We start from the raw sequence: 24,554 nt of genomic DNA, 5'->3' as shown, positions 1-24,554 counted from the left end.
CGGGTCCCTCCGGCCTGTCCTCGCCCGACGAGGACGACACCGTGGCCAGCCGCCGCAAGACCCTTTCGCAGAACTTCCTCCACCACCCCGGCGTGCTCCAACAGATCGTGCGCGCCGCCGAGCTGCGCCCCTGCGACCTGGTCCTGGAGCCCGGCGCGGGCGAGGGAACGCTCACCCGCGCCCTGGCGCGCGCGACCCGGCAGGTCCTGGCGTACGAGCTGGACCCGGCCCTGGCCGCGCGCCTTCCGGGCCGCCTGCGCGCCGAGCGCAACGTCCGGGTGGTGCCCGGCGACTTCCTCAACGCCCGCGCGCCGCGCGGCCCGTTCGCGGTGGTCGGCAACATCCCGTACGCCCGGACCACCGACATCGTCCGCTGGTGTCTGGGGGCGCCGGGGCTGACGGCGGCCACGCTGGTGACGCAGCTTGAGTTCGCGCGCCGGCGCACCGGGGACTACGGGACCTGGCCGCTCCTGACCGTCCGCAGCTGGCCGGAGCACGCGTGGGTGCTGGGGCCGCGGATCGGCCGCGGCCACTTCACGCCGGTGCCGCGCACGGACTCGGCGGTGCTGCGGATCGTGCGCCGCGAGGCGCCGCTGCTGCCGCGCCGGGACCTGCCCGCCTACCGGGCGCTGGTGGCCGAGGGCTTCACGGGCGTCGGCGGCTCGCTGGGCGCGACCCTGGCCCGCGGGCACCGCACGCGCCGGGTGCGCGAGGCGCTGCGCGCGGCGCGCGTCGCCCAGGACGCGCCGGTGGGGCGGGTGACGCCCCACCAGTGGCTGGTCCTCTTCGCCCACCTGCGCGGCGCGTAGCGCGCGTGGCGCCTGGGGCGGCCCGCACGCCCTGCCCCGGAGCGGGCTACGCCGCCGGGAGTTCCGCCTCCGCGCACAGCTCCGCGAGGTGGTCCAGGGACAGGCCGAGGGCCGTGGCCAGGGCGGTCACGGTGAAGAAGGCCGGGGTCGGGGCCCGGCCGGTCTCGATCTTGCGGAGGGTCTCGACGGAGATCCCGGCCCGCGCCGCGATCTCGGCCATGCTCCGCTCGCCGCGGGCCGAGCGGAGCAGCGCGCCCAGGCGGCGACCGCGTTCGCGTTCCAGTGGGGTCAGGGGAGTGCGCACCATGGACGTGATACTAATACCGGTATAAGAATTGGAACCAGGAGGGAAGCCGGGATGATCGAGATCAAGACGGACGCCGCGCTGGAGGCGATGCGCGAGGCCGGACGGGTGGTGGCCAACGCCCTGGCCGCCGCCCGCGAGGCCGCGGTCCCCGGCGCGCGCCTGCGGGACCTGGACGAGGCCGCGCGCGCGGTGATCGAGAAGGCGGGGGCCAGGCCGGCGTTCCTCGGCTACCACCCCTCCTTCGCGCCCACGCCCTACCCGGCCGTGCTGTGCACCTCGGTGAACGACGCCATCGTGCACGGCATCCCGACCGACTACCGGCTGCGTCCCGGCGACCTGCTCAGCCTCGACTGCGGAGCCGTGCTGGACGGCTGGACGGGCGACTCCGCGCTCAGCCTGCTGGTGCCCGGCGCCCCGGCCCGGCCGGAGGACGAGCGGCTGATCCGGACCGCAGAGCGCGCCCTGGAGGCCGGCATCGCCGCCGCCGTGACCGGCGCCCGGATCGGGGACATCGCGCATGCCGTCGGCACGGTCGCCCGCGCGGGCGGGTACGGCGTCCCCCAGGACTTCGGCGGCCACGGCATCGGCCGGGCCATGCACGAGGACCCGCCCGTCCCGAACGAGGGCCGCCCCGGCCGCGGCTTCCCGCTGCGGCACGGCCTGGTGCTGGCCATCGAGCCGATGCTGCTGGCCGGGGGCCGCGACGCGTACGTGTGCGACCCGGACGGCTGGACGCTGCGCACCACCGACGGCTCCCGCGCCGCGCACGTGGAGCACACCGTGGCCATCACCGACGACGGCCCCCGCGTCCTGACCCTGCCCTGACAGCGGCACGGAGGGCGGCGGGGAGGGCGACCCCGGCACCGGCCCGCGGGCTGCCGTTCGCCCGTCCCGGGGACGTTCCCCGGCCCCGGGACTTCCCGCGCGCGCCCGCCTCAGGCCGCGGCGTCGGCGCCCGGCACCCGCAGCGCCACCATCGCGATGTCGTCCGCGCCGCCCGGCGGCATCCGGTCCAGGATCTGGTCGCAGAAGTCGTCCAGCCCGTGGCTCGCCAGGGCCGTGGCGTGCCGCCGCAGCCGGTTCAGGCCGGTGTCCAGGTCGCTGCCGGTCAGCTCCACCAGCCCGTCGGTGTACAGCAAAAGCGTGGAGCCCGGCGGCAGTTCGGCCACCCCGTCCCGGCGCGGGCCCGTGTCGCCCATCCGCGCGCCCAGCAGCAGGGCCTGCCCCTGCTCCAGGTAGCGCGCGCCGCCCTCGGGCGTGACGAGCAGCGGCGGCGGGTGGCCGGCGCTGGCCCAGCGCATCGTCCACCGCTCCCCCTCGGCCGGCTCCTCCCCGCCGCTGCCGCCCCCGCCCGGGCCCTCCCCCGGCCCGGCGCGCTCGATCCTGGCCAGGATCAGCGTGGCCATCAGCACGTCCGTGATCGAGGACATCGCCTCGTCGAGGCGGTCCACGATCACCCCGGGCGGCTCGGCCCGGTCCCAGGCCATGATCCGCAGCATGTTCCGTAGCTGCGCCATGCCGGCAGCCGCCGACAGGTCGTGCCCGACCACGTCCCCGATGGCCAGCGCGATCCGGTGCCCGGGCAGCACGATCGCGTCGTACCAGTCCCCGCCCACCTGGGACCCGCGCGGGGCCGGCCGGTAGCGGGTGGTGACCTCCAGCGGGTGGATGTCGGGCAACGACGGCAGCAGGTGGCGCTGCATGGTGGCGGCGATGTCCCGCTGCCGCTCGAAGAGCCGGGCGTTGTCGATGGCCAGGCCCGCCCGGCGCCCGATGTCCTTGAACAGCGGCAGCTCGTCCTCCCGGAAGGGCCGCCCCGGGTCGGTGCGCGCCACCGTCAGCGCGCCCATCACCTGGCGCGGCGTGCTCAGCGGAACGACCACGGCGGAGACCGCGCCCAGCGCGTGCAGGAAGGTGGTGTGCACCACGGCCAGCGGGCTGTCCGGCGGGGCCGCGATCTCCTCCGGCCCCAGCAGCACCGCCTCCCCGCCGCGCAGCACCCGCGCCAGCACCGAGCGCGAGGCCTCGGGGATGGCCGAGAGGGTGCCCTGCCCGCCCTCCTGCCCGGCGTCCCGGCCCTGCGGCCCGACCACCGCGACCCGCCGCACCTCGTCGTCCCCGATCCGCAGATCCACCGCCGCCCAGTCCGCCAGCCGGTGGATGAGCAGCCGCCCCAGCCGGTTGAGCGCCTCCTCGGCCTCCAGCGTCTGGGTGAGAACCTCGGTGATCTCCCCCACCAGCGTGAGGCGCGCGGTCAGGTCCTCCATCGCGGCGAGCTGCGAGCCCAGGTGGTCGCGGGTGGCCTGCGCCTCGGTGGCGTCGGCCACCATGGTGACCACGCCCAGGGTGCGGCCCTCGGAGGTGACCGGGGCGCCGGACCAGCTCACGGGCAGCAGGCTGCCGTCGGCGTGCAGGAAGCTGTCGGTGTCCACCCGCACCACCTCGCCGCGCTCGGCCACCGCCATCAGCGGGCACTCGTCGCGCGGCGCCAGCGAGCCGTCGGGGCGGCGGTGCAGGAGGTCGTGGAAGTCCTGGCCGGTCATGCTGCGGGCGCGGCGGCCGACCAGCCGCTCGGCCTGGGGGTTGACGCCGGTGATCTGGCCGCTGTGGTCGGTGAGAATCATGCCGGCATTCATGTTGTCGAACACCGCGCGCAGGATCCGGGGGTCGTCCTCCAGGAACTCCGCCATCGTCCGCCGCCTCCGCTCGGCCCGCACACCGTCCTCCCGGCGATCCTCGCACCATTCCCGCCCGGCGGCCCGGCGGAGATCACAGCTCGGAGACACCTCCGCCACCATTCGCCCATCGGCGCGATACTGGGCGTATGCCGACGAGCGCCGTACCCACCCGGTCCGAACTGATCGAGCACCTCATACGCACCCGCATCGCCGGCGATGTCGCCACGCCCCGGGAGAACAACCTCTCCCACTACCGGGAGCTGGCCAACGGCAACCGGTACTACTGGCTCGGCCTGGAGTTCGGTGAGCGCTGGGCCGACGAGCAGGACGTGCTCGCCGTGATGGCCGAGCGCTGCGGCGTCGACGAGGACCCCGGCCACCGCCGGGGGCAGGACACCATCGACCCCGAGCTGACCGTGGACGGTCTGGAGCGGGCCGCGCGCCTGCTGCGCAAGGCAGTCCTGGGCCGGCAGCGGGTGCTCGTGGCCACCGGGCACCCCGGCGGCCTGCTGGACGTGCACGCCCGCACCGCGGCGGCGCTCCAGGCCGCGGGCTGCGAGCTGATCCGGGTCCCGCTGGGCCTGACGGCGGACGAGGGCGTGGTCGCCCAGCTCGCCGGGGTGGCGATGTACGAGCGCGGCGCCACGCTGTGGCACACCCATTCGCCGCAGCCGATGGCCGAGATCCTCGACGCGCTGCCCCGGGAGGGCGCCGGCCTGCCCGACCTGGTGGTCGCCGACCACGGCTGGGCGGGGTACGCGGCCGAGCAGGGCATCAACACGATCGGCTACGCCGACTGCAACGACCCGGCCCTCTTCCTGGCCGAGGCCGAGGGCACCCTGTCCGTGTGCGTCCCGCTGGACGACCACGTCGCCAACCCGCGGTACTACGAGCCGATGACCGCGTACCTGCTGGAGGCCGCGGGCCTGCCCCACCCGGGCTGAGCAACCGGCCGAACGGCCGCGGCGGGCCGCCGCAGAACCCCGCGGGCCGCCCGCCGCCACCCCTCACCCCGCCCCGGGCCGGGGGGAGCCCGCGCTCAGCGCGTGCCCGGGGGTGTTCCCCGGCGCGGGACGCGGATCACGCCCTCCTGCATCACCGACAGCGCCAGCCGCCCGTCGCGGGTGTACATCCGGCCGCGCGCCAGGCCCCGCCCGGCCTGCGAGGTGGGCGAGTCCGTGTCGTAGAGGATCCACTCGTCCGCGCGGAAGGGCCGGTGGAACCACATCGCGTGGTCCAGGCTCGCGCCCACGATGTCCCCGGTCCACCAGCCGCCGCGGCCGTGCGCCAGCAGCACCGAGTCCAGCAGCGCCATGTCCGAGACGTAGGTGGCCAGGCACAGGTGCGCCACGGGGTTGTCGGCCTCCCCGTCCAGCTTCCCGTTGATCCGGAACCACACCTGCTGGCGCGCCTCCCGGGGCCGCCCGGCGGTGGCGAAGGCCGGCTCCTGGACGTACCGCAGGTCGATGGCCTGCCGGGCCGCGAGCAGCAGGTCCAGCACCTCGGGGGCGAAGAACTTGTCGGCGTAGCGCGGCAGCAGCTCCTCGCCGGTCGGCAGGCTCTCCGGGTCGGGCGCCTGCGGCATCGGCTCCTGGTGCTCCAGGCCCTCCTCGGCGTCCTGGAAGGAGGCCGAGAGGGTGAAGATCGGCTGCCCCTGCTGCACGGCGACCACGCGGCGGGTGGTGAACGAACGCCCGTCCCGGATCCGCTCGACGCTGTAGATGATCGGGTGGCCCGGGTCGCCGGGGCGCAGGAAGTAGGAGTGCAGCGAGTGCGCCTGCCGTTCCTCGGGCACGGTGCGGCAGACCGCCACCAGCGCCTGCGCCGCGACTTGTCCGCCGAAGACCCGGGGGAGCACGGAGGGGTGGCTTCGGCCGCGGAAGATGTCGCGGTCGATCTGTTCGAGATCGAGCAGGTCGAGCAGGTACTGGAGAGTAGCGTCCATGTGGCTGATTCTGCACGGTGAACGCCCCGCGCACCACGAAGGCCCGGATCCTGATCGGATCCGGGCCTTCGCTTCTCGTAGCGGGGACAGGATTTGAACCTGCGACCTCTGGGTTATGAGCCCAGCGAGCTACCGAGCTGCTCCACCCCGCGGCGTGTGTCTCTACTTTAACGTGCGGCGCACGGTGCGTGCAAATCAGCTCGCGGGCGGGTGTCGGGACGCCGCCCGGCCGCGGCCAGTTCGAGGGTTCATCTTGACTTGGATTAAGTCCAAGGTAGGATCTCCTCAAGCATTGGCCACAGCATCAGCAGAGCACCGACAGTGCACAGCGAGGGCCCGGGCACCACACGAAGGGCGTGACAGGCACGATGACCGACCAGATCGCAGCGGGACCGCTCACCACCGAGACGGGCGCCCCGGTCGCGGACAACCAGCAGAGCCAGTCCGCCGGCCCCGGCGGGCCGGTGCTGCTCCAGGACCAGCACCTGATCGAGAAGCTGGCGCGCTTCAACCGGGAGCGCATCCCGGAGCGCGTGGTGCACGCGCGGGGCGCGGGCGCGTACGGCACCTTCCGGGTGACGGCCGACGTGACGCGGTGGACCCGGGCCCGGTTCCTGTCCGAGATCGGCAAGGAGACCGAGGTCTTCCTGCGTTTCTCCACCGTGGCGGGGAACCTGGGAGCGGCGGACGCGGTGCGCGACCCGCGCGGCTTCGCCGTGAAGTTCTATACCGAGGACGGCAATTACGACCTGGTGGGGAACAACACCCCGGTCTTCTTCATCCGGGACGCCATCAAGTTCCCCGACTTCATCCACACCCAGAAGCGGGACCCGTACACCGGCTCCCAGGAGGCGGACAACGTCTGGGACTTCTGGGGCCTGTCGCCGGAGTCCACGCACCAGGTGACCTGGCTCTTCGGCGACCGCGGCATCCCCGCCTCCTACCGGCACATGGACGGCTTCGGCTCGCACACCTTCCAGTGGAGCAACGAGGCCGGCGAGGTCTTCTGGGTGAAGTACCACTTCAAGACGGACCAGGGCATCCGCAACCTCACCCAGGACGAGGCCGACGCGCTGGCAGGCCGTGACCCCGACAGCCACCAGCGGGACCTGCGCGAGGCCATCGAGCGGGGCGAGTACCCGACCTGGACGGTGCAGGTGCAGATCATGCCCGCCGCCGAGGCCGCCGCGTACCGCTTCAACCCCTTCGACCTGACGAAGGTCTGGCCGCACGCGGACTACCCGCCGGTGACCATCGGCACGCTGGAGCTGAACCGCAACCCGCGCAACGTCTTCGCCGAGGTCGAGCAGGCGACGTTCTCCCCGCACCACTTCGTGCCGGGCATCGGCCCCTCGCCCGACAAGATGCTCCAGGGCCGCCTCTTCGCATACGGCGACGCCCACCGCCACCGGGTGGGGATCAACGCCGACCAACTGCCCGTCAACCGGCCGCACGCCGCCGGGGCCCGCACCCACGGGCGCGACGGCCTGGCCTACGACGGCCGCCACGGCGGCGCGAAGAACTACGAGCCCAACAGCTTCGGCGGCCCCGCCCAGACCGGCCGCCCGCCGTGGGAGCCCGTCCAGGTCGCCGGCGCCACCGGGGACCACCCGACCCCCGCGCACGCCGAGGACGACGACTTCGTGCAGGCCGGCAACCTCTACCGGCTGATGTCGGAGGAGGAGCGGGAGCGCCTGGTGGCGAATCTGGCGGGCTTCCTCGCGAAGGTCTCCCGGGAGGAGATCGCCGAGCGGGCGATCGCCAACTTCCGCCGGGCGGACGAGGACTACGGCAAGCGGCTGGAGGCCGCCGTCCAGGCCCTCCGCGGCTGACCCACGTCGCCGCTTGCCGTACACCCCGGTGCGGCCGGACGCCCCGAGGCCTCCGGCCGCACCGGTCGTTCCGGTGGCCGCCGGGCCGGGGATTTCCGGCCCGGTCCCGTCGGGTCCGGCTCAGACGGCCGCGGCGACCACCGGGGTCCAGCAGTTGATGATGTCGCGCACCGAGACGATGCCCACCGGGCCCGGCTCGCGCTCGTCCAGCACGATCAGGTGCCGGAAGCCGCCCTGGGCCATGGCGGTGGCCGCGTCCGCCAGCGTCCACTGGGGCGCGGCGAAGACGACGTCGGTGGTGGTGTGGGCGCCGGCGCGCTCCTGGTCAGGGTCCTGGCCCCGGCCGACGGAGACCAGCACGTCGCGTTCGGTCAGGATGCCGACCCCGGAGGTCTCGGGGTCCAGGACGACCGCGGCGCCCACCCGGCGGGCGGACATCAGGCGCGCGGCCTGGCGGAGGGTGTGATCGGGGCCGATGGTGAGGACGACGGTGCTCATGGCGTCGCGGACGAGCATGACGGGAGCCACCTCCTGAGGGGGAGAGGGAGCTTGAGAGGGGATTCACAAAGTCACAAGCAGGGGGACTCTCATGCTCACACGGGCAACCCGGGGCAACAAGGGTGCGGGCCGCACCAATCGGACCGGCCCGCCCCGGCCGTTCAGCCGCGCAGGTAGCTCAACAGCTCCTCGTGCAGCAGGCCGTTGGAGGCCGCCGCGTCCGCCCCCAGGGGCCCGTCCTTGCCGTCCAGGCCGGTGAACCGGCCCCCCGCCTCCTGCACCACGACCGCCGGCGCCGCCATGTCCCACAGCGACAACTCCGGCTCCGCGCACAGGTCCACGGCACCCTCGGCCACCATCATGTACGACCAGAAGTCGCCATAGGCGCGGGTGCGCCAGCAAGCCCGGGTCAGGTCGAGGAACCCGCCCAGCCGCCCGCGTTCCTCCCAGCCCGAGAGCGAGGAGTACGAGAACGAGGCGTCCGCCAGCCGCTCCACGGCCGAGACCCGCAGCCGGGTGGCCGAGGTCAGGCTGCGCCCGGTGAACGCCCCGCTGCCGGCCGCCGCCCACCAGCGGCGGTTCAGCGCCGGGGCCGAGACCACGCCCACCACCGGCCGGTCCCCGCCCGCGCCCCGCTCGACCAGCGCGATCAGCGTCGCCCACACCGGCACGCCCCGCACGTAGTTCTTCGTCCCATCGATGGGGTCGATCACCCAGCGCCGCGCGCTCTGCCCCTCGCTGCCGAACTCCTCCCCCAGCACCGCGTCCCGCGGCCGGGCCCGCTGGAGCGCCGAGCGGATCAGCTCCTCGGCCGCCCGGTCGGCGTCACTGACGGGCGTCATGTCGGGCTTCGTCTCGACCTTCAGGTCCAGCGCGTGGAAGCGCTCCATGGTCGCGGCGTCGGCGGCGTCGGCCAGCACGTGGGCCAGCCGCAGGTCGTCCTGGTAACCGGGCATGCCCCCCAGTATCCGGCACCGTGCGGGGCATCTTGACACCCCTGCGCGGCCCCTCGATTCTTTCCCGCACCAGGCGGCAGCCGCGCCTGGAGGCGAGGAGGCAACGATGCCCACCGCGCGCGAGTCCCTGCTGCGAGCCGCCAGGGACGCCGTGGAAAGACAGCCCTGGCCCGTGGTCCGGATGATCGAGGTGGCCGCCGACGCGGGCGTCTCACGGCAGACGCTGTACAACGAGTTCGGGGACAAGGCGGGCCTCGGAGCCGCCCTGACGGATCATCACCTGGCCGCTTTCGTCCGGGAGTTCCGCCGTTTCGCGGCCGGGCGGCCGGAGCCGCCCGGGGAGTTGCCGGCCCGGCTCACCGACTGGATCGTGCGCTCGGCGCGCGCGGACCGGGTGGTGCGCGCCGCGCTGACCGGGTGCAGCCGCTGCGCGGGGCTCCCGGCGGCGGCCCGGGACCCGGGCCAGCTGATAGCCGAGCTGTGGGAGGCCGCGTGGGCGGTCCTGGCGGCGCGCGCCCCCGGGACGGACGCCCGGGAGCTGCGGTCGCGCTGCGAGACGGCGGTGCGCCTGGCCGTTTCCCACCTGATCGCCCCGCCTGCGCCGCCCGCCACGCCTTCGGAGCCGCCCGCCCCGGAGGCCGTGGTCCCGGCGCAGCTGGTGCCGGGGTCCGCGGGCCCGGCGCGTGGGGCGCTCCGCTCCCGGGGCGGGCCGCAGGGCCGTTAGTCGCCCTCGCGGCGCTCGCGGGTGGCCAGCAGGCGGCGCAGCGAGTCCAGCCGCGAGGGGTCGGCGTGACCGGCGGCGACCCAGGCGTCCAGGGCGCAGTCCGGCTCGTCGTGGCTGCACGCCCGCGGGCACTCCGCTGTGCCCGGCTCCAGGTCGGGGAAGGCGTGGATCACCCGCGAGGGGTCCACGTGGTGCAGGCCGAAGGAGCGCACCCCCGGGGTGTCGATGACCCAGCCCGCGTCCGGCCCCGGCAGCGGCAGGGCCAGGGCCGAGACGGTCGTGTGCCGGCCGCGGCCGGTCACGGCGTTGACCGCGCCCGTGGCCCGCTGCCGCTCGGGCACCAGGGCGTTGACCAGCGTGGTCTTGCCGACTCCGCTGTGCCCGACGAACGCCGTGACGCGCCCCGCCAGCAGCCCGCGGACCGTCGCCAGGGCGGCCTCGTCCAGCTCCTCGTGGTTGGTGACCACGTGCCGGATGCCCATCGGCAGGTACGCCTGGAGCAGCGGGCCCGGCGCGGCGAGGTCGGCCTTGGTGAGGATCAGCAGCGGGTCCAGGCCCGCGTCGAAGGCCGCCACCAGGCAGCGGTCGATCAGGCGCGGGCGCGGCTCGGGGTCGGCGAGGGCGGTGACGATGGCGAGCTGGTCGGCGTTGGCCACCACCACCCGCTCGAAGGGGTCGTCGTCGTCCGCGGTGCGGCGCAGCGCCGAGCTGCGCTCCTCGACGCGGACGACGCGGGCGAGGGTGTCGCGGCGCCCGGAGAGGTCGCCGACCACGGCCACCCGGTCCCCGACGACCACGCTCTTGCGGCCCAGCTCGCGTGCCTTCATCGCGGTGACCGTCACGCCGTCCACCAGGCAGGTGATCCGGCCGCGGTCCACGGTGAGGACGAAGCCCTCCTGGGCGTCCTCGTGGGCGGGGCGCCGGTGGGTGCGCGGCCGGGTGCCCCGGCGGCTGGGGCGGACCCGGACGTCGTCCTCGTCGGTGTTCTTGCCGTACCGGCGCATGGCCGCGCGCCCGTGCCTAGGCTCTCTCTCCGGCCAGCATCCGGTGCCACAGCTCCGGGAAGTCCGGCATGGTCTTGCCGGTGGTGGCGATGTCCTCGATCTCCACGTCCTCCACCAGCAGGCCGAGCACGGCGCCGGCGGTGGCCAGGCGGTGGTCCTCGTAGGTGTGGAAGACGCCGCCGTGCAGGGGGCGCGGGCGGATGCGCAGGCCGTCGCCGGTCTCGGTGACGTCGCCGCCCAGGGAGTTGATCTCCTTGGTGAGCGCGGCCAGCCGGTCGGTCTCGTGCAGCCGCAGGTGGGCGACCCCGCGCAGCACGGACTCGCTCTCGGCCAGCGCGGCGACGGCGGCGATGCCCGGGGTCAGCTCGCCCACGTCGCTGAGGTCGGCGTCGATGCCCCGGACGCGGCCGGTGCCGGTGAACGTCAGACCGCGGTCGTCCAGCACGCACCGGCCGCCCATGGCGGTGAAGATCTCCCGCAGCGCGTCGCCCGGCTGGGTGGTCTGGCGGGGCCAGTCGGGGATGGTGACCGTGCCGCCGGTGACCAGGGCCGCGGCCAGGAAGGGCTGGGCGTTGGACAGGTCGGGCTCGATGACCAGGTCACGGCCCAGCAGGGCGCCGGGGGTGACCCGCCACACGCCGGGCTCGCCGCCCGCGTCGGGGGTGTCGACCTGGGCGCCCGCCCGGCGCAGCATGTCCACGGTCATCCGGATGTGCGGCGTGGAGGGCAGGCGGCGGCCGGTGTGCCGGACCTCGACGCCCTTGTTGAAGCGGGGGCCGGTCAGCAGCAGCGCTGAGATGAACTGCGAGGAGGCGGAGGCGTCCACGGAGACCCGGCCGCCGTCCACGGAGCCGATGCCGTGCACGGTCAGGGGCAGCGCGCCGCGGCCGTCGTCCTCGATGCGGGCGCCGAGGGTGCGCAGCGCGTCGATGAGGGAGTGCAGCGGGCGTTCGTGCGAGCGGGGGTCGCCGTCGAAGCGGACCGGGCCCTCGGCGAGCGCGGCCAGCGGGGGCAGGAAGCGCATGACCGTGCCGGCGTTCCCCACGTCCACCGAGGCGGGGGCCTGGGGCGTGGAGGGAATGACACGCCAGGACTCGCCTCGGCCGCTGGGGAGTCCGGAGACGGAGGTGCTGGAGGAGACGGTCTCCTCGATGCCGATGCCCAGGGAGCGCAGCGCGTCGGCCATCAGCAGGGTGTCCCGGGAGCGCAGCGGGCGGCGCAGCCAGCCGGGGTCGGAGGCGAGCGCCGCCAGGATCAGGGCGCGGTTGGTGACCGACTTCGATCCGGGCACCGTGACGGTCGCGCGCACCGGACCCGGGGCGGCGGGCGCGGGCCAGTGAGCGAGGGTTTCGCTGTGGTCGGTCATGCCTCTCACTCTAGTGCGCCACGCACCGTGACCACCGGTATCGGGCCGTCCGGGCTCAGAGGTCGAGGAGCCACCGGCCGCCGCCGAGGAGGGAGGTGAGGCAGACGGCGTGGAACAGCAGCAGCCAGAGCGTCGCGGGAACGCGGGTGAGGCGGGAGAGCTGGTCGGCGTCGGAGTCGCGGGCGCCGCCGCGCCGGCGCTTGCGCTGGAGCTCGAACACCGGCCGCACGCCGCCGAGCAGCAGAAACCAGACCACCAGGTAGGCGAAGGCGGCCTGCACCTCGGGCTCGGTCAGCCAGGTCACCAGGAGGAACGCGGCGCAGCTCAGCAGCACGGTCAGGACGCCCCAGGCGTTGCGGACCATCACCAGCAGGGCGAGCAGCAGGCCGCAGGAGAGCCACAGCAGCGCGGTGATCCGCCCGGCCGAGAGCAGGGCCGCGCCGCCCAGCCCCAGCAGCGAGGGGGCGGTGTACCCGGAGGCGGCGGTGAGGATCATGCCGAAGCCGGTGGGCTTGCCGCGCGAGAGGGTCAGACCGGAGGTGTCGGAGTGCAGGCGTATGCCGGTGAGGCGGCGGCCGGTCAGCAGGGCGACCAGGCCGTGGCCGCCCTCGTGGGCGATCGTGACGGCGTTCCTCGACACCCGCCACACGCCCCAGGGGGCGACGAGGGCGAGGGCGAGCAGGCCGGTCGCGACGGCCAGCCACAGGGCGGGCTCGGGCTGGGTGCCGGTGACCCGGTCCCACAGCTCTTCCAGGTCGGCGATGTCCACGGGCCCGCCGCCTAGCGGGTGCCGGAGGGCGAGGGCTCGCCGGTGGGGGACTCGGCGGCGCCGCCGGAGGGGCCGTCCCCGCCGCCGAGCAGGCCCAACTCCGCCTCGATCAAAGCCGGTTCCTCCTCCCGGGCCGCGCCCCCGCCGCTGCCGTCCGTCGCGCCGCTCACGTCGTCCGGGGCGGTTTCGCCGCCCGTGCCCGCGACGTCGCCCGTCACGCCGCCCGTCACGCCGCCGAGGAGGCCGCCGACCAGCCCGGACCCGTCCCCCGCGGCGGGGTCCTGGGAGCCGAGCACGGGCGGTATGCGGACCTCGACGAGGCCGCCGGGGCAGTCCGTGCCGATGAGGCCGGCCACGCAGTCCAGCAGGCCGGGGTCCTCGCCCTGGCCGGCCGCGGCGGTGGGGCCGTCCGCGGCGCTGCCCTCGCCGGCGGAGGGGGCGGGGGCGGCCTCGGGAGATGCCGGGTCGTCTGCGGTCGCCTCGCCGGTGTCCTCGGGGGCGGAGGCCGGGGAGGAGGCGCCGCCGGGCGGGGTGCCGGCTCCCTCGCCCGCGCCGGGCAGCGCGCGGGCCGGGCTCTCGCCGGGGCCCTGCGGGGCGAAGTGGGGGGCGGTGGCGGTGACGGCGACCACCGAGACGGCGGCGGTAACGGCCAGCTTGCCCAGCAGGCCGCCGGCGCCCGCCCCGGCGCCCGCGGCACCGGCACCGGCGCCCGCGGCGGCTCCCGCGCCGGCCCCGGCCGTTCCCGCTCCCGCTCCCGCTCCCGCGAGCCCCGCGGACTTGGTCACGGCCGCGGCGCCGCCCACGCCCGAGGAGGCCAGCCACCCGGCCAGGGCGAACGGCAGCAGCCCGCGCAGCGTCTCGTTCAGGTCGACCAGCTCCAGGTAGGCGGAGCGGCAGCGGTCGCAGACGTCCAGGTGGTGGCGAAGCTGGCGGTACCCGGCCCGCAGCAGCGGGCGCCGGGCGAACGTCCCCAGCCGCCCGGCGTGCCGGCGGCACTCGTCCCGGCCGGTCAGGGCCTCGTTCACGTGCGCCTGGAGGTACGCCTCCCGCAGGCCCTCGCGCGCACGGAAGGCGAGGACGGCGGTGGCGTTGGTCGTCAGGCCCAGGCGGGGCGCGACCCGCCGCACCGGCTCGCGCTCCACCACCGTGTGCCACAGCACCTGCTGCCAGCGCTCGGGGAGACTGAGGTAGGCGCGCACCACGATGGAGCGGTCGGTCTGCGAGATGACCCGGGCCTCGGAGTGCGTCTCGGCGGCCGGGCGGCCCGCCGCATCCCCGAGGTCGGCCACGGGCAGCTCGGCGCGCACCCCGGCGCGCGCGGCGGCGCGGCGCACCATCGTCAGCAGGTAGGGGCGCACGGCGCTGTCCGGCCCGCCGCCCTCGCGCACCACGCGCAGGGTGCGGGTGAAGACCTCGGCGGTGACGTCCTCGGCGGTGTGCGCGTCGGGGCAGCAGCCGCGGGCGTACCGGCGGACCGCGTCCACGTGGCGGCGGTACAGCTCCTCGAAGCCCCCGTCGTCGCCCTCGCGCACCCGCCCGAGCAGCGCGGAGTCGGATGCCGGGTCCTCTCGGCTCTCAGCCATGCGTCCCCCTCGGTCGGATCGGCCTGCCAACGACACCCAAGAGCCGAAGAAACGGTTCAGTCAAGATGCCGGGGCCCGTGTCACCCGCTTTTATCGCTTCACTCCAATGCTTCACACCCCGATGGCGGTCCCCTCGTTGGCGGAGTCGTGACAATGTTCAACCAGCGGATGATCTACGACCCTTCCGCGTCGATGAGACTCTTCCTCCCGCCGGAGACCACCTCGGAGCAGACCGCCCGCCTCACCGGCCTGCGCGACCTGCTCGACGCGTCCGCCCCGCCCCCTCCCCCGGAGGCCGAGGACCGTCCCCTGCGCGGCCACCGGCGGGCGCGCCGCCGCCCCGCCTGGGCCGGGCAGGCGGCGCGCGCCCAGTGGCTGCGCTGCGCCAGCCTCGTGCTGGCCGCGGCGGCGGCCCTGCTGGTCGCCATGCTCAGCGTGCTCGGCGGGCTGATCTCCTACCCGCCCCTGCGCGCCTCGGCGGCCCCGGGCGTGACCGGCGCCCTGCGGGCCTGGTGGCCCCTGCTGATCTACGGGCCGTGGCTGGTCGCCTCGCTCTCGATCCTGCGGGCGGCCCTGCACCAGCGGCACGCCCGGCACGCCTGGGCCGTGGTGGTGCTCTTCTCCGGCCTGGCCGTGTGCCTGTGCGCGGCGCAGGCGCCGCCCACCCCCTCGGGAGTCGCCACGGCCGGGCTGCCGCCGGTCTCCGCGCTCGTGGCGTTCCACCAGATCGTGCGGCAGATGACCCTGATCAACCCGCCCCGGCACGCGGTGCTCCCGCGCCGGCACGCCCGCACGCTGCGCCGGTGAACCGGCGCGGCACCGGCGCACGCCCGCCCCGGCGACGGGCGCCCGCCGTGCCTCCCGGCGCCGGCCGCGCCGATCGACGCCCGCCCCGGCGCGGGTCGTCACCGCGCGGGCCGCGCGGGCGCGCTCAGCCCCCGGCCGCCTCGGCGACGACCCGCTCGATGCGGGCCACCAGCGCGTCCGCGTCCACCGACTCGTCCCGGGCGGCCAGCGCTGTGCCCAGCTCGGCGACGACGGCGCGCAGCGCGGTGACCTCGGTGTGGATGCGGGTGAGGTACCCCCAGGCGTCGGCCTCGGAGCCCTCCGGCTTGAACTGCCACAGGTGGTGGGGCGAGGCGGCGTCGTCCCACATCTGGCGTGCGTCCCGGTCGTCGAGCCGGTCGTCCTTGTACAGGGCGACCTGGCGGGCGGCCGCCTTGGCGATCTTGTCCACGTCCGCGTCGGACACGGCCATGTCTTCCTCCCAGTCGGCGTCGTGCTTGAGTCGTTCGGCGACGCGGCTGCGGACGTCGCTCATGCTGATGCCGGGCCCGCGCGGGTCGATCTTGCCCGGCTGCCACTCCAGGTGACCGATCACCGAGGTGTCGCCCTGCCGTCCCCAGCCGTGCGCGCGGCACAGGGCCGCGGAGGCCCGGACTGCCGCCTCCACCTGCTCGGGCGGCCAGGGGTCCTTCCCGTCGCCGAGGTTGACGCACTCGAAGCCGTAGAAGTGGGTGTTGCCGTCGGTGTCGGTCTCGTTGTCCGCCGGGAGGCCGCGCTCCTCGATGACGGCGGCCAGGACGTCGCCGTCCCCCGAACCGGCGTGATTGGCCCGGCCGTTGCCGACCAGGTGGACCGTCCCGTCCTTCGCGATCACGCCGTGGCACAGCGGGCCCGGCAGGTCGGAACGGCCCGCGTAGCACAGCTCCACGGTGCCGGAGGTGCCCGTGGTGACCGTGTGGTGGATCATCACGCCGTGCACCGGGCCCCAGGAGCCCACGTGGTTGCGATTGTTGGTACGCCAGGACTTGTACTCCACCACCCGGACGCCCTCGTTCTGGAGAGCGCGCACCAGTTGGTCGGCGGAGAGCGGCGTGGCCATCGAAACCCCCTTACCAGGGGCCCCCGCCGCGGCGGCCCCTGTAATCAGGTTGCCACGCGGAGTGCCGATGAGAGCCGCACGAGACGGGGCGCGGGAGCCCGTTGGGCGCACGGGAACAGACGCCTTTGCGCCCGCGCACGCCGCCGCGCCCCCACGCACCCCGGCACGTTCGCCCTCGCACCCCCGGAGCGGCCGGGCCCGGCATGACGAAGGCCCGGCCGCGTTTCCGCGGACCGGGCCTCGGTCGTGTGGGGTGAGTGACGGGACTTGAACCCGCGACCACCTGGACCACAACCAGGTGCTCTACCAGCTGAGCTACACCCACCATCGGGTCGGCCGGTGAGGTCCGGCCAGCCGGGATACGAGTGTACAGGGTCCGAGGCGGTGGCTACGCCGCCTTTACGGCGGGCCCCGGCGGCTCAGGAGACGACGTGCTGGGCGGCGATGCGCTTGGCGGCGTCCGAGTCGGGGCCGGGCAGCGGGACGAAGATCGCCTCCCGGTAGTAGCGCAGCTCGGCGATGGACTCCCTGATGTCCGCCAGCGCGCGGTGATTCCCCGTCTTCTCCGGGCTGTTGAAGTAGACCCGGGGGTACCAGCGGCGGGCCAGCTCCTTGACCGAGGAGACGTCGATCACGCGGTAGTGCAGGTGGGACTCCAGCCGCGGCATGTCCCGGGCCAGGAAGCCGCGGTCGGTGCCGATGGAGTTGCCGCACAGCGGCGTCTTCCCGGCCTCCGGCGCGTGCTTGAGGACGTACTCGAGGACCCGCTCCTCCGCCTCGGCCAGCGTCGTGCCGCCGGCCAGCTCGTCGAGCAGACCCGAGGCGGTGTGCATCCCGCGCACCACCTCGGGCATGGTCTCCAGGGCCGACTCCGGGGGCCGGATGACGATGTCCACGCCGTCGCCGAGGACGTTCAGCTCCGAGTCGGTCACCAGCGCGGCCACCTCGATGAGCGCGTCGTCGGCCAGCGAGAGACCGGTCATCTCGCAGTCGATCCACACCAAGCGATCGTTCATGCGAACAACCTTACGTCGCGCTGCGCGACCGTACCGACCGCCTGGGGGCCGCTCCGGTCACGGTGCGGAACGAGTGCGCTGCCCCGGCAGCCGCGGCGCGGCGGCCTCCACCCCCGCCTTCACCCGCTCCCGCTCGGGGCCTGGCCCCGGGCCCGCGTCCTGCTGGCGCGCCCGGTACGCCGCGCGGTACGCGGCCGGCGAGGCGCCGAGCTGGCGCCGGAAGTGGCCGCGCAGGGCGACCGGGGAGCGGAAGCCGCAGCGGCCCGCCACCTCGTCCACCGAGTACTCGGAGACCTCCAGCAGCCGCTGCGCCTGGAGCACCCGCTGCGTGATCAGCCACTGCAGCGGGGCGCTGCCGGTGAGCGAGCGGAAGCGGCGGTCGAAGGTGCGCCGGCTCATGTACGCCCGGGCGGCCAGGGTCTCCACGTCGAACTGCTCGTGAAGGTGCTCCAGCGCCCAGGCCACCACCTCGGCCAGCGGGTCGGCCCCGATGTCCTCGGGTAAAGACCGGTCGAGGTGCCGGTGCGGCGCGGCCTCGGTGCCGTTGCTCCGGCGCGGGGGGAGCACCAGGCGGCGGGCCAGCGCGGCGGCGGCCTCCTGGCCGTGGTCCTGGCGCACGATGTGCAGGCACAGGTCGATCCCGGCGGCCGTGCCCGCGGAGGTCAGGATGTCGCCGTCGTCCACGAACAGCTCCCGCGGGTCGACGTGGACCGACGGGTACCGCTTGGCGAGCGTCGGCGCGTACATCCAGTGCGTGGTGGCCGGGCGGCCGTCCAGCAGCCCGGCCGCGCCGAGCGCGAACGCCCCCGTGCACAGGCCGACGATGCGCGCTCCCTCGCTGTGGGCGCGGCGCAGCGCGGCCAGCGCCGCCGCGGGCGGCGGCCCGGTGATGGACCGCCAGGCCGGAACGATGACGGTGCCCGCCCGGGCCACGGCGCCCAGGCCGTAGGGCGCGCGCAGTTCGAGCCCGCCGGTGGTGCGCAGCGGCCCCTCCTCGCCCGCGCAGGCGAGCAGCCGGTAGCGCGGCACCCCGGCGTCCTGCCGGTCGACCCCGAAGACGGACAGCGGGATGGAGCTTTCGAACATGGGGCTGCCGCTGAACAGGATCACCGCGACGACTTCGCGGCGCCGGCGGGCAGCCAGCTTGACGGCGGGCTCGGGGCCGTGCGTTGGGTCCTGGCTCATGCTCCTCAGTTCCCTCGGTCGTCGCATCCTCTCGGTCCTGCACGTTTCCCCCGACGTGTTTGCCAAGATCGAATCTACTGTGTCGGGTGAGGTTGGCGGGACCAGTTCATCACTCGGCGCTATATCGACATGACAACGTGGCGCGAAGCATTCGATCAGGAAGCGTTACACGTAGGAGCAGTTGGGGGAAGTGCGCCTCACCTCACTGCATGTCACCGATAGGACACAACCATGGCCCGGGCCCATCCGGCGGGCGCCGGCGGGGTGTTGGGAGCTGATGCGGGCAACGTACCCCGGGCACAGGGAAGTTGGCCGAAAAATGCGGGCCGCCGGAATGACAGTCGGCTCACGCGCCGGGCGCACGCCCCCGGATCGCGAGCCCCCGCCGCGCTGTAATCAGCCGGGCACCGTACGCGACACGGCCCTGCTCGCCGGCTGCCGGCCCCGGGGCGCGGGCACCGGCCCCGCCACGGGCGTTCCGGCTGGTCACGCGGCGGTGCCAGTCGCCGCGCACGGTGTCCGAAAGCGTTGCGCCCCGGGCCCGGCGTGGGGCATGCTGCGGGGTCACGGCGTCTACGGGCGGTTCCGGGGGTTGCACGCACGGTCCCTGGGAACGAGCCGGGGAACGCCTTACCCTGGAGGTGGAACACCGTGGACGCACAAGGAATCTTCGCCGCTTCCCCCGGCCTCTCCACACGCCGCCCCCATCCCCGACATATCCCCGAGGCTCCCTCGCCGACCCACCGCTGAGGCTCCGATGGCTGGATACGAGTTCCCCGAACCAGCGGATCGCCGCCCCCTCGCCGATCCGTCGTCCACGCCCGCGCCCGGCCGGGACGAGGGCGCGAAGCCGGTCTGCGACCCGGCCTTCCTGCACGGGGTGGTCGTGGGCTTCGACGGCTCGACGTCGAGCGAGCGGGCCCTGGCCTACGCCGTCGGCATGGCCCGGCGCTCCGGCTCGGGCCTGATCATCGTGCACGTGGCCAACCGCCTGCCGACCACCGTCTGGGCCGGCTGCGAGCCCCCCGCCCTGGTGGACATCCCCGACCACCGCACCGAGGTCCTGGGCCTGGAGCTGGCCTGCGCCGACCACCTCTCGGACGTGCCCTGGGTGCTGCTGGAGCGCGGCGGGGACATCTGCCACGAGCTGGAGGAGGTCGGCCGGGAGTACGAGGCCGACGCCATCGTCGTCGGCACCACGCACGGCCTGCTCAGCCGCCTCTTCGGCTCCGTCTCGGGCCGCCTGGCGCGCCGCGCGCAGCGGCCCGTCGTTGTCATCCCCTGAGCCCCCCGGCCCGGCCCTTGGGGTCAACTCGGTCGCGCACACTCGTCTTTCACCAAATTCCTCGCCCCGAAAGGGTGATTGTGCGCTTGTGATGGGCATAAGGGGGTCACGGGACACACGGCCAACCGAGCCGCCCGCCGGGAGGTGACGGACCCGGCAGCGGCTTCCTCCGCCGGCGTAATGGGCGACGCCGGCGCATGACGGCGGCCCCCGGGCGTGCGTTTGGTGGCACGCACTCCCCCCGGGGGCCGCCGTGCGCCGCTCTCGCGCGGCGCACGGCCCGCGCGGAGCCGGTCCCGCGCGACGCCCGTCTCGCCCGGCACCCCTCCCGCATCGCCCCTATTCCACTATTCCACCGTGACCGACTTCGCCAGGTTGCGCGGCTTATCGATGTCCCGGCCCAGCGCCAGCGCCGTGTGGTACGCCAGCAACTGCAGCGGGATGCCCATCAGCACCGGGTCCAGCTCGGGCTCGTTGCGCGGCACCACGATGGTGTCGTCCGCCTTCTCCTGCTCCTCGTGCGCCACCGCCACGATCCGCCCGCTGCGCGCCTTGATCTCCTCCAGCGTCGCGCGGTTCTTCTCCAGCAGCTCGTCGGTGGGGATGATCGCCACCGTCGGGACGGCCGGCTCGATCAGCGCCAGCGGCCCGTGCTTCAGCTCGGAGGCCGGATACGCCTCGGCGTGGATGTAGGAGACCTCCTTCAGCTTCAGGGAAGCCTCCTTGGCCACCGGGAAGCCGCGCACCCGCCCGACGAACATCATGCTCTTCGCGTCGGCCACCTCGGCGGCCAGCTTGGCGATGCGGTCCTCCTCGCGCAGGATCTCCGAGATCTGCTCCGGCAGCTTCTTCAGCCCCTCGATGATCCGCCGCCCGTCCGCCACCGACAGGTCCCGGATGCGGCCCAGGTGCAGGGCCAGCAGCGCGAAGGCCACCGCCGTGTTGGTGAAGCACTTCGTGGAGACCACGCACACCTCGGGCCCGGCGTGGACGTACACCCCGCCGTCCGTCTCCCGCGCGATCGCCGAGCCGACGACGTTCACCACGCCCAGGACCATCGCGCCCTTGCGCTTCAGCTCCTGGACGGCGGCCAGGGTGTCGTAGGTCTCGCCGGACTGGCTGGTCGCGATGTAGAGCGTGTCGGGGTCCACCACGGCGTTGCGGTAGCGGAACTCGCTGGCCGGCTCGGCGTCGGCCGGGATGCGCGCCAGCTCCTCGATCAGCTGGGCGCCGATCAGGCCCGCGTGGTACGCCGAGCCGCAGCCGAGGATCTTCACCCGGCGCACGGCGCGGGCCGCGCGGGCGTCGAGGTTGAGCCCGCCCAGCCGCACGGTCGCGAACCGCTCGTCGATCCGGCCGCGCAGCACCCGGTCCACCGCGTCCGGCTGCTCCGCGATCTCCTTGTGCATGTACGTGTCGTGGCCGCCCATGTCGTAGCTCTCCGCCTCCCACTCCACGGTGGTCGGGGAGGCGGCGGTGCGGCTGCCGTCGGTGGTGTAGGTGCGGTAGTCGTCGGCCTTGAGGGTGGCCATCTCGCCGTCGTCCAGGGTGATCACCTGGCGGGTGTGGCTGATCAGCGCGGCCACGTCGGAGGCGACGAACATCTCCTTCTCGCCGATGCCCAGCACCACCGGGGAGCCGTTGCGGGCCACCACGATCCGGTCGGGGAAGTCCGCGTGCAGGACGGCGATGCCGTAGGTGCCCTCGATGTAGCGCAGGGCCTCGCGGACCTTCTCCTCCAGCGTCTCCGCCTGCGAGCGGGCGATCAGGTGGGCCAGCACCTCGGTGTCGGTCTCCGAGGCCAGCTCCACGCCGTCCGCGGCGAGCTTGGCGCGCAGGTCGGAGGAGTTGTCGATGATCCCGTTGTGGACGACCGCGATGCGGCCCTCGCCGTCCAGGTGCGGGTGGGCGTTGGTGTCGTTGGGCGCCCCGTGGGTGGCCCAGCGGGTGTGCGCGATGCCGCAGGAGCCGGCGAAGCGGGCCGGCACCTTGGCCTCCAGATCACGGACCCGCCCGGCGTTCTTGACGGTCTTCAGGCCCCCGCCGCGCCCGCTGGAGTGGATCGCGATGCCGGCCGAGTCGTAGCCGCGGTACTCCAGCCGCTGCAGGCCCTCCAGCAGGAGCGGGGCCACATCCCGTTTGCCGACGTACCCGACGATTCCGCACATGAACGCTCCTCCTGCTGACACTGGTCCTGCTGTGCTGGTGCTGCTGTGCTGGTGCTGCTGGTGATCCTGCTGTGGGTCCTGGGTCCTGCCGGTGCCGGGCCGCCGGGCGGCTCACCCGTAGACGATCCGCCGCAGCTGCCGCAACGACAGTGCGGGAGGCGCCACCGCGCGGCGCGGCAGCTCGGCCGCGATCCGCTCGAAGATCGCCTCGTTGGCCAGCCCCCGGGAGCGCAGCTCGCGGTGCCGCCGCCGGACGAACTCCTCCGTCGTCTCATCGAAGTACGCCAGCACGTCGAGCACCACCCGGACCGCCTCTCCCGGGGCCAGGGGGGTGCTGCGGACCAGGTGTTCCACCAGGTCCTCATGGGGCGTACGGCCGTCGAGCACCCCTCGATACTGCGGAGCCACGACCGTTTTCGCAACTTTCCTGCCCGGAATCGGGCAGGAATTTGCCGCAAGGCGGTCATTCGCGGGCCCTCCGTCCCGGTGAACGGCCGCTGCGCCCCCTCAGTCGCCCATCAGTCCTCTTCGCAACGGCCGCTGCCGCCGCCCTGCGGGTGGCAGACCAGGGCCCGGTGCCCGGCGTCCTGGCTCAGATAACGGCCGACGCACTCGTTCGACTCGGTCCGCCCGTGCGCGGCGCAGAACGCCACGGCCGCGCGCCCGTCCGCGAACGGCCCCGGGGCGTGGATCACCCAGAACCCGGGGTTGAGGGAGGCGTAGTCGTCGCTGCGCAGCACCTGGGCGTCGGGGACGTCCTCGCGGACGGCGGCCAGCCGCTGGTCGAGGGCGCCCGAGTCCACCGGCTCCGAGAACAGCATGGCGATCCACCGCCCGGCCGGGGGCTCGGAGGTGGGCTCTCCCGTGGGCTCCTCGGTGGGCTCCTCCGTAGGCTCCTCCGTAGGCTCCTCCGTAGGCTCCTCCGTAGGCTCCGCCTCCGTGCGCTCCGCCTCCGTGGGCTCCGCCTCCGTGCGCTCCGGCGGCTCGTCCTCCCGCGTGACCGCGGGGGCGCCGCCGCCCCGCGGGTCCTCGGTGCCCTCCCCTCCCCCGCCGCTCAGCAGCGCCGCGGCCGTGATGCCGCCCGCCAGGGCCAGCGCCCCGACAACGGCCGCCGCAACGACCACCCCACGCCGGGCGCGCGGCCTCTCCGGCGCCTCGCCCGTCCGCGCGGGCACCGACGCCAGGACCGTGGCCCGCGCCCGCTCCTGCGCCCTGGCCAGCAGCGCGTCCAGCCGCGCCCCGTCCGGCCGGGCCGCCGGGTCCTTCACCAGGACCGCGCCCAGCACCTCGCCCAGCGGGCCGGAGCGCACGGGCGGCGGCACGGGCTCCTCCAGCACCGCCGACAGCGTGGACAGGGGCGTCGCGCGGCGCATCGGGCTGGTGCCCTCGGCCAGGACGTACAGCGTCATCCCCAGCGACCACAGGTCCGCCGCCGGGGCGTCGGGCACGCCGCGGATGCGCTCGGGGGCGATGTACTCGGGGGAGCCGACGATGCTGCCCGTCAGCGTCACCGGCGCCGCGCCCATCAGCGCGGCGATCCCGAAGTCGGTGAGCACGGCCGGCCGCGCCCCGCCCTCCCCCGGCGCGCCCAGCAGGACGTTGCCCGGCTTCACGTCCCGGTGGTGCACGCCGACGGCGTGCGCCGCCCGGAGCGCTGCCAGCACGTCGCGCCCGTACGCGATCACCTCGGCGGGCGGCAGCGGGCCCGCCTCCGCCAGCTCCTCCAGCGAGGGTCCCGGCAGCAGCTCCATCACCAGCCAGGGGAAGGGCTGGACGTCCACGATGTGGTAAATCCTCACCGCGTTCGGGTGGCTGACCCGCGCCAACGCCCGCGCCTCGCGCACGGCCCTCTCCCGCAGCGCCGGCTCGGCCTCCCCGGCCCCGTGATCCGGCGGCCACACCTCCTTCAGCGCGACATCCCGCTCCAACGCGACATCCCGCGCCAGCCAGACGGTCCCCATCCCGCCGCCCCCCAGCCGCCGCACCAGCCGAAACCGCCCATCGACGACCTGCCCCTGCTCCGCCCCAGCCATGCGCTCACTCTAGGCGTCCCGCCCCCGTCCCCATCAGCCACCGGCAACCCGCTCGGGCGCCCCTTCGGGCAGGCCCGACTCCTCAAGACACCCCAGGCCGTCGGCGACAACGCGCGCCGCCGCGTTGAGCACGGACATCCGCAGGTCGGGGTCCCAGGCCTCTGTTCCCGCCGAGAACGAGGCGTTCGTGTACGGGGCCGGGTAGGGCTCGTCGCCGTCCGCCGAGCAGGGAAAGGTGATGCCGGTGGCGTCGTTGAGGCTGTACGACAGCTCCCCGGTCGCATACGGGATGGAAGCGTCCGGGTAGCCGTCGGCGATGGACTCGGGCCGGAGCCAGCCGAGGGCCACTCGCGCCGGAGTCGAGTTCGGCGAGCTGCGTGCCGTTCCCTGAGCTTCGAACAGACAGAGCGTCTTCTCGAAGGCTCTCGCCAGCCCCGCCAGAAAGGCTTCGAGAGCGGCCGGCTCCTCGCCGACCTCCTTGAACTCCCGCGTCCCGGCCATCCGTTCCAGA

Annotated in this window: 23 protein-coding genes and 2 tRNA genes; 7 read left to right on the top strand and 18 right to left on the bottom strand. The window is 74.6% G+C overall.

Translation table 11 applies throughout. The annotated features are described in order from the left end of the window. The first annotated feature begins 41 nt into the window (after positions 1–41). Positions 42–809: an ErmE/ErmH/ErmO/ErmR family 23S rRNA (adenine(2058)-N(6))-methyltransferase gene (gene erm / locus RM780_RS05010; RefSeq protein WP_311629249.1), complete on the top strand. Its 768-nt coding sequence runs from the start codon at positions 42–44 to the stop codon at positions 807–809. Positions 810–855: 46 nt separating this feature from the next. Here erm and RM780_RS05005 read toward each other — a convergent pair whose 3' ends face one another. Then, entirely contained in the window at positions 856–1,116 is a 261-nt protein-coding gene (locus tag RM780_RS05005; protein WP_311629248.1) for a helix-turn-helix domain-containing protein, read from the bottom strand. 51 nt (positions 1,117–1,167) lie between these two features. Here RM780_RS05005 and map point away from each other — a divergent pair, with 51 nt between their 5' ends. Further along, positions 1,168–1,941, top strand: a complete 774-nt coding sequence (gene map, locus RM780_RS05000; RefSeq protein WP_311629247.1) for a type I methionyl aminopeptidase — start codon at positions 1,168–1,170, stop codon at positions 1,939–1,941. A 110-nt stretch (positions 1,942–2,051) separates the two neighbouring features. Here the strand turns inward: map and RM780_RS04995 are convergent, their stop codons facing one another. Continuing rightward, the gene (locus RM780_RS04995; RefSeq protein WP_311629246.1) at positions 2,052–3,806 is read right to left on the bottom strand and encodes a SpoIIE family protein phosphatase; all 1,755 of its coding nucleotides are present in this window, start codon (positions 3,804–3,806) and stop codon (positions 2,052–2,054) included. Between the two features lie 134 nt (positions 3,807–3,940). Here RM780_RS04995 and RM780_RS04990 point away from each other — a divergent pair, with 134 nt between their 5' ends. Continuing rightward, the gene (locus RM780_RS04990; RefSeq protein WP_311629245.1) at positions 3,941–4,738 is read left to right on the top strand and encodes a phosphatase; all 798 of its coding nucleotides are present in this window, start codon (positions 3,941–3,943) and stop codon (positions 4,736–4,738) included. A gap of 95 nt (positions 4,739–4,833) precedes the next feature. Here the strand turns inward: RM780_RS04990 and RM780_RS04985 are convergent, their stop codons facing one another. Both RM780_RS04985 and RM780_RS04980 read right to left on the bottom strand, forming a co-directional pair. Further along, positions 4,834–5,739, bottom strand: a complete 906-nt coding sequence (locus RM780_RS04985) for an acyl-CoA thioesterase (RefSeq protein ID WP_311629244.1) — start codon at positions 5,737–5,739, stop codon at positions 4,834–4,836. Between the two features lie 78 nt (positions 5,740–5,817). Next, positions 5,818–5,891: transfer RNA gene (locus RM780_RS04980), tRNA-Met, on the bottom strand. Between the two features lie 216 nt (positions 5,892–6,107). On the opposite strand from RM780_RS04980, the gene RM780_RS04975 reads away from it, so the two are divergent. Further along, the gene (locus RM780_RS04975) at positions 6,108–7,571 is read left to right on the top strand and encodes a catalase (RefSeq protein WP_311629367.1); all 1,464 of its coding nucleotides are present in this window, start codon (positions 6,108–6,110) and stop codon (positions 7,569–7,571) included. Positions 7,572–7,691: 120 nt separating this feature from the next. On the opposite strand, the gene RM780_RS04970 is transcribed toward RM780_RS04975, so the two are convergent. Then, a complete protein-coding gene (locus RM780_RS04970) occupies positions 7,692–8,087 on the bottom strand; it encodes a CBS domain-containing protein (protein ID WP_311629243.1) in 396 nt (131 codons plus the stop codon). Between the two features lie 143 nt (positions 8,088–8,230). Then, on the bottom strand, positions 8,231–9,025 hold the full coding sequence (gene hisN / locus RM780_RS04965) for a histidinol-phosphatase (protein ID WP_311629242.1): 795 nt from the start codon (positions 9,023–9,025) through the stop codon (positions 8,231–8,233). 106 nt (positions 9,026–9,131) lie between these two features. On the opposite strand from hisN, the gene RM780_RS04960 reads away from it, so the two are divergent. Then, a complete protein-coding gene (locus RM780_RS04960; RefSeq protein ID WP_311629241.1) occupies positions 9,132–9,749 on the top strand; it encodes a TetR/AcrR family transcriptional regulator in 618 nt (205 codons plus the stop codon). Here RM780_RS04960 and rsgA read toward each other — a convergent pair. From rsgA to RM780_RS04940, 4 genes are read right to left on the bottom strand one after another with little or no spacing between them, the layout of a single operon-like run. Further along, positions 9,746–10,753: a ribosome small subunit-dependent GTPase A gene (rsgA, locus tag RM780_RS04955; RefSeq protein ID WP_311629240.1), complete on the bottom strand. Its 1,008-nt coding sequence runs from the start codon at positions 10,751–10,753 to the stop codon at positions 9,746–9,748. The two genes, RM780_RS04960 and rsgA, sit on opposite strands and share 4 nt — an antisense overlap. Positions 10,754–10,769: 16 nt before the next feature. Next, the gene (aroA, locus tag RM780_RS04950) at positions 10,770–12,119 is read right to left on the bottom strand and encodes a 3-phosphoshikimate 1-carboxyvinyltransferase (protein ID WP_311629239.1); all 1,350 of its coding nucleotides are present in this window, start codon (positions 12,117–12,119) and stop codon (positions 10,770–10,772) included. A 55-nt stretch (positions 12,120–12,174) separates the two neighbouring features. Further along, the gene (locus RM780_RS04945; RefSeq protein ID WP_311629238.1) at positions 12,175–12,888 is read right to left on the bottom strand and encodes a M50 family metallopeptidase; all 714 of its coding nucleotides are present in this window, start codon (positions 12,886–12,888) and stop codon (positions 12,175–12,177) included. Positions 12,889–12,899: 11 nt separating this feature from the next. Continuing rightward, positions 12,900–14,471, bottom strand: coding sequence for an RNA polymerase sigma factor (locus tag RM780_RS04940; protein ID WP_311629237.1), 1,572 nt, complete (start codon positions 14,469–14,471; stop codon positions 12,900–12,902). A 153-nt stretch (positions 14,472–14,624) separates the two neighbouring features. Between RM780_RS04940 and RM780_RS04935 the strand changes: the two genes are divergently transcribed. Continuing rightward, positions 14,625–15,278, top strand: a complete 654-nt coding sequence (locus tag RM780_RS04935) for a DUF2637 domain-containing protein (protein WP_311629366.1) — start codon at positions 14,625–14,627, stop codon at positions 15,276–15,278. 124 nt (positions 15,279–15,402) lie between these two features. Here the strand turns inward: RM780_RS04935 and RM780_RS04930 are convergent, their stop codons facing one another. From RM780_RS04930 to RM780_RS04915, 4 genes are all read right to left on the bottom strand, one after another. Continuing rightward, on the bottom strand, positions 15,403–16,356 hold the full coding sequence (locus tag RM780_RS04930) for a peptidoglycan recognition protein family protein (protein WP_311629236.1): 954 nt from the start codon (positions 16,354–16,356) through the stop codon (positions 15,403–15,405). Positions 16,357–16,605: 249 nt separating this feature from the next. Next, a tRNA-His gene (locus RM780_RS04925) sits at positions 16,606–16,681 on the bottom strand. Between the two features lie 94 nt (positions 16,682–16,775). Then, positions 16,776–17,372 (bottom strand): oligoribonuclease, encoded by a 597-nt coding sequence (gene orn, locus RM780_RS04920; RefSeq protein ID WP_311629235.1) that lies wholly within the window; start codon positions 17,370–17,372, stop codon positions 16,776–16,778. Between the two features lie 57 nt (positions 17,373–17,429). Continuing rightward, on the bottom strand, positions 17,430–18,557 hold the full coding sequence (locus RM780_RS04915) for a GlxA family transcriptional regulator (RefSeq protein WP_311629234.1): 1,128 nt from the start codon (positions 18,555–18,557) through the stop codon (positions 17,430–17,432). Between the two features lie 757 nt (positions 18,558–19,314). Here RM780_RS04915 and RM780_RS04910 point away from each other — a divergent pair. Next, the gene (locus tag RM780_RS04910) at positions 19,315–19,842 is read left to right on the top strand and encodes a universal stress protein (protein WP_311629233.1); all 528 of its coding nucleotides are present in this window, start codon (positions 19,315–19,317) and stop codon (positions 19,840–19,842) included. 347 nt (positions 19,843–20,189) lie between these two features. Here the strand turns inward: RM780_RS04910 and glmS are convergent, their stop codons facing one another. From glmS to RM780_RS04890, 4 genes are all read right to left on the bottom strand, one after another. After that, positions 20,190–22,010 (bottom strand): glutamine--fructose-6-phosphate transaminase (isomerizing), encoded by a 1,821-nt coding sequence (gene glmS / locus RM780_RS04905; RefSeq protein ID WP_311629232.1) that lies wholly within the window; start codon positions 22,008–22,010, stop codon positions 20,190–20,192. 111 nt (positions 22,011–22,121) lie between these two features. Further along, entirely contained in the window at positions 22,122–22,397 is a 276-nt protein-coding gene (locus tag RM780_RS04900) for a hypothetical protein (RefSeq protein WP_311629231.1), read from the bottom strand. Positions 22,398–22,528: 131 nt separating this feature from the next. Next, positions 22,529–24,043, bottom strand: a complete 1,515-nt coding sequence (locus RM780_RS04895) for a serine/threonine-protein kinase (protein WP_311629230.1) — start codon at positions 24,041–24,043, stop codon at positions 22,529–22,531. Between the two features lie 33 nt (positions 24,044–24,076). Then, entirely contained in the window at positions 24,077–24,544 is a 468-nt protein-coding gene (locus RM780_RS04890; protein WP_311629228.1) for a hypothetical protein, read from the bottom strand. Positions 24,545–24,554 lie beyond the last annotated feature (10 nt).

Origin of the sequence: Streptomyces boetiae (genome assembly GCF_031845405.1) — a bacterium.
Lineage (GTDB): Bacteria > Actinomycetota > Actinomycetes > Streptomycetales > Streptomycetaceae > Streptomyces > Streptomyces boetiae.
Note: the sequence above shows the minus strand (reverse complement) of the source record. Positions and strands in the feature narration are given on the sequence as shown.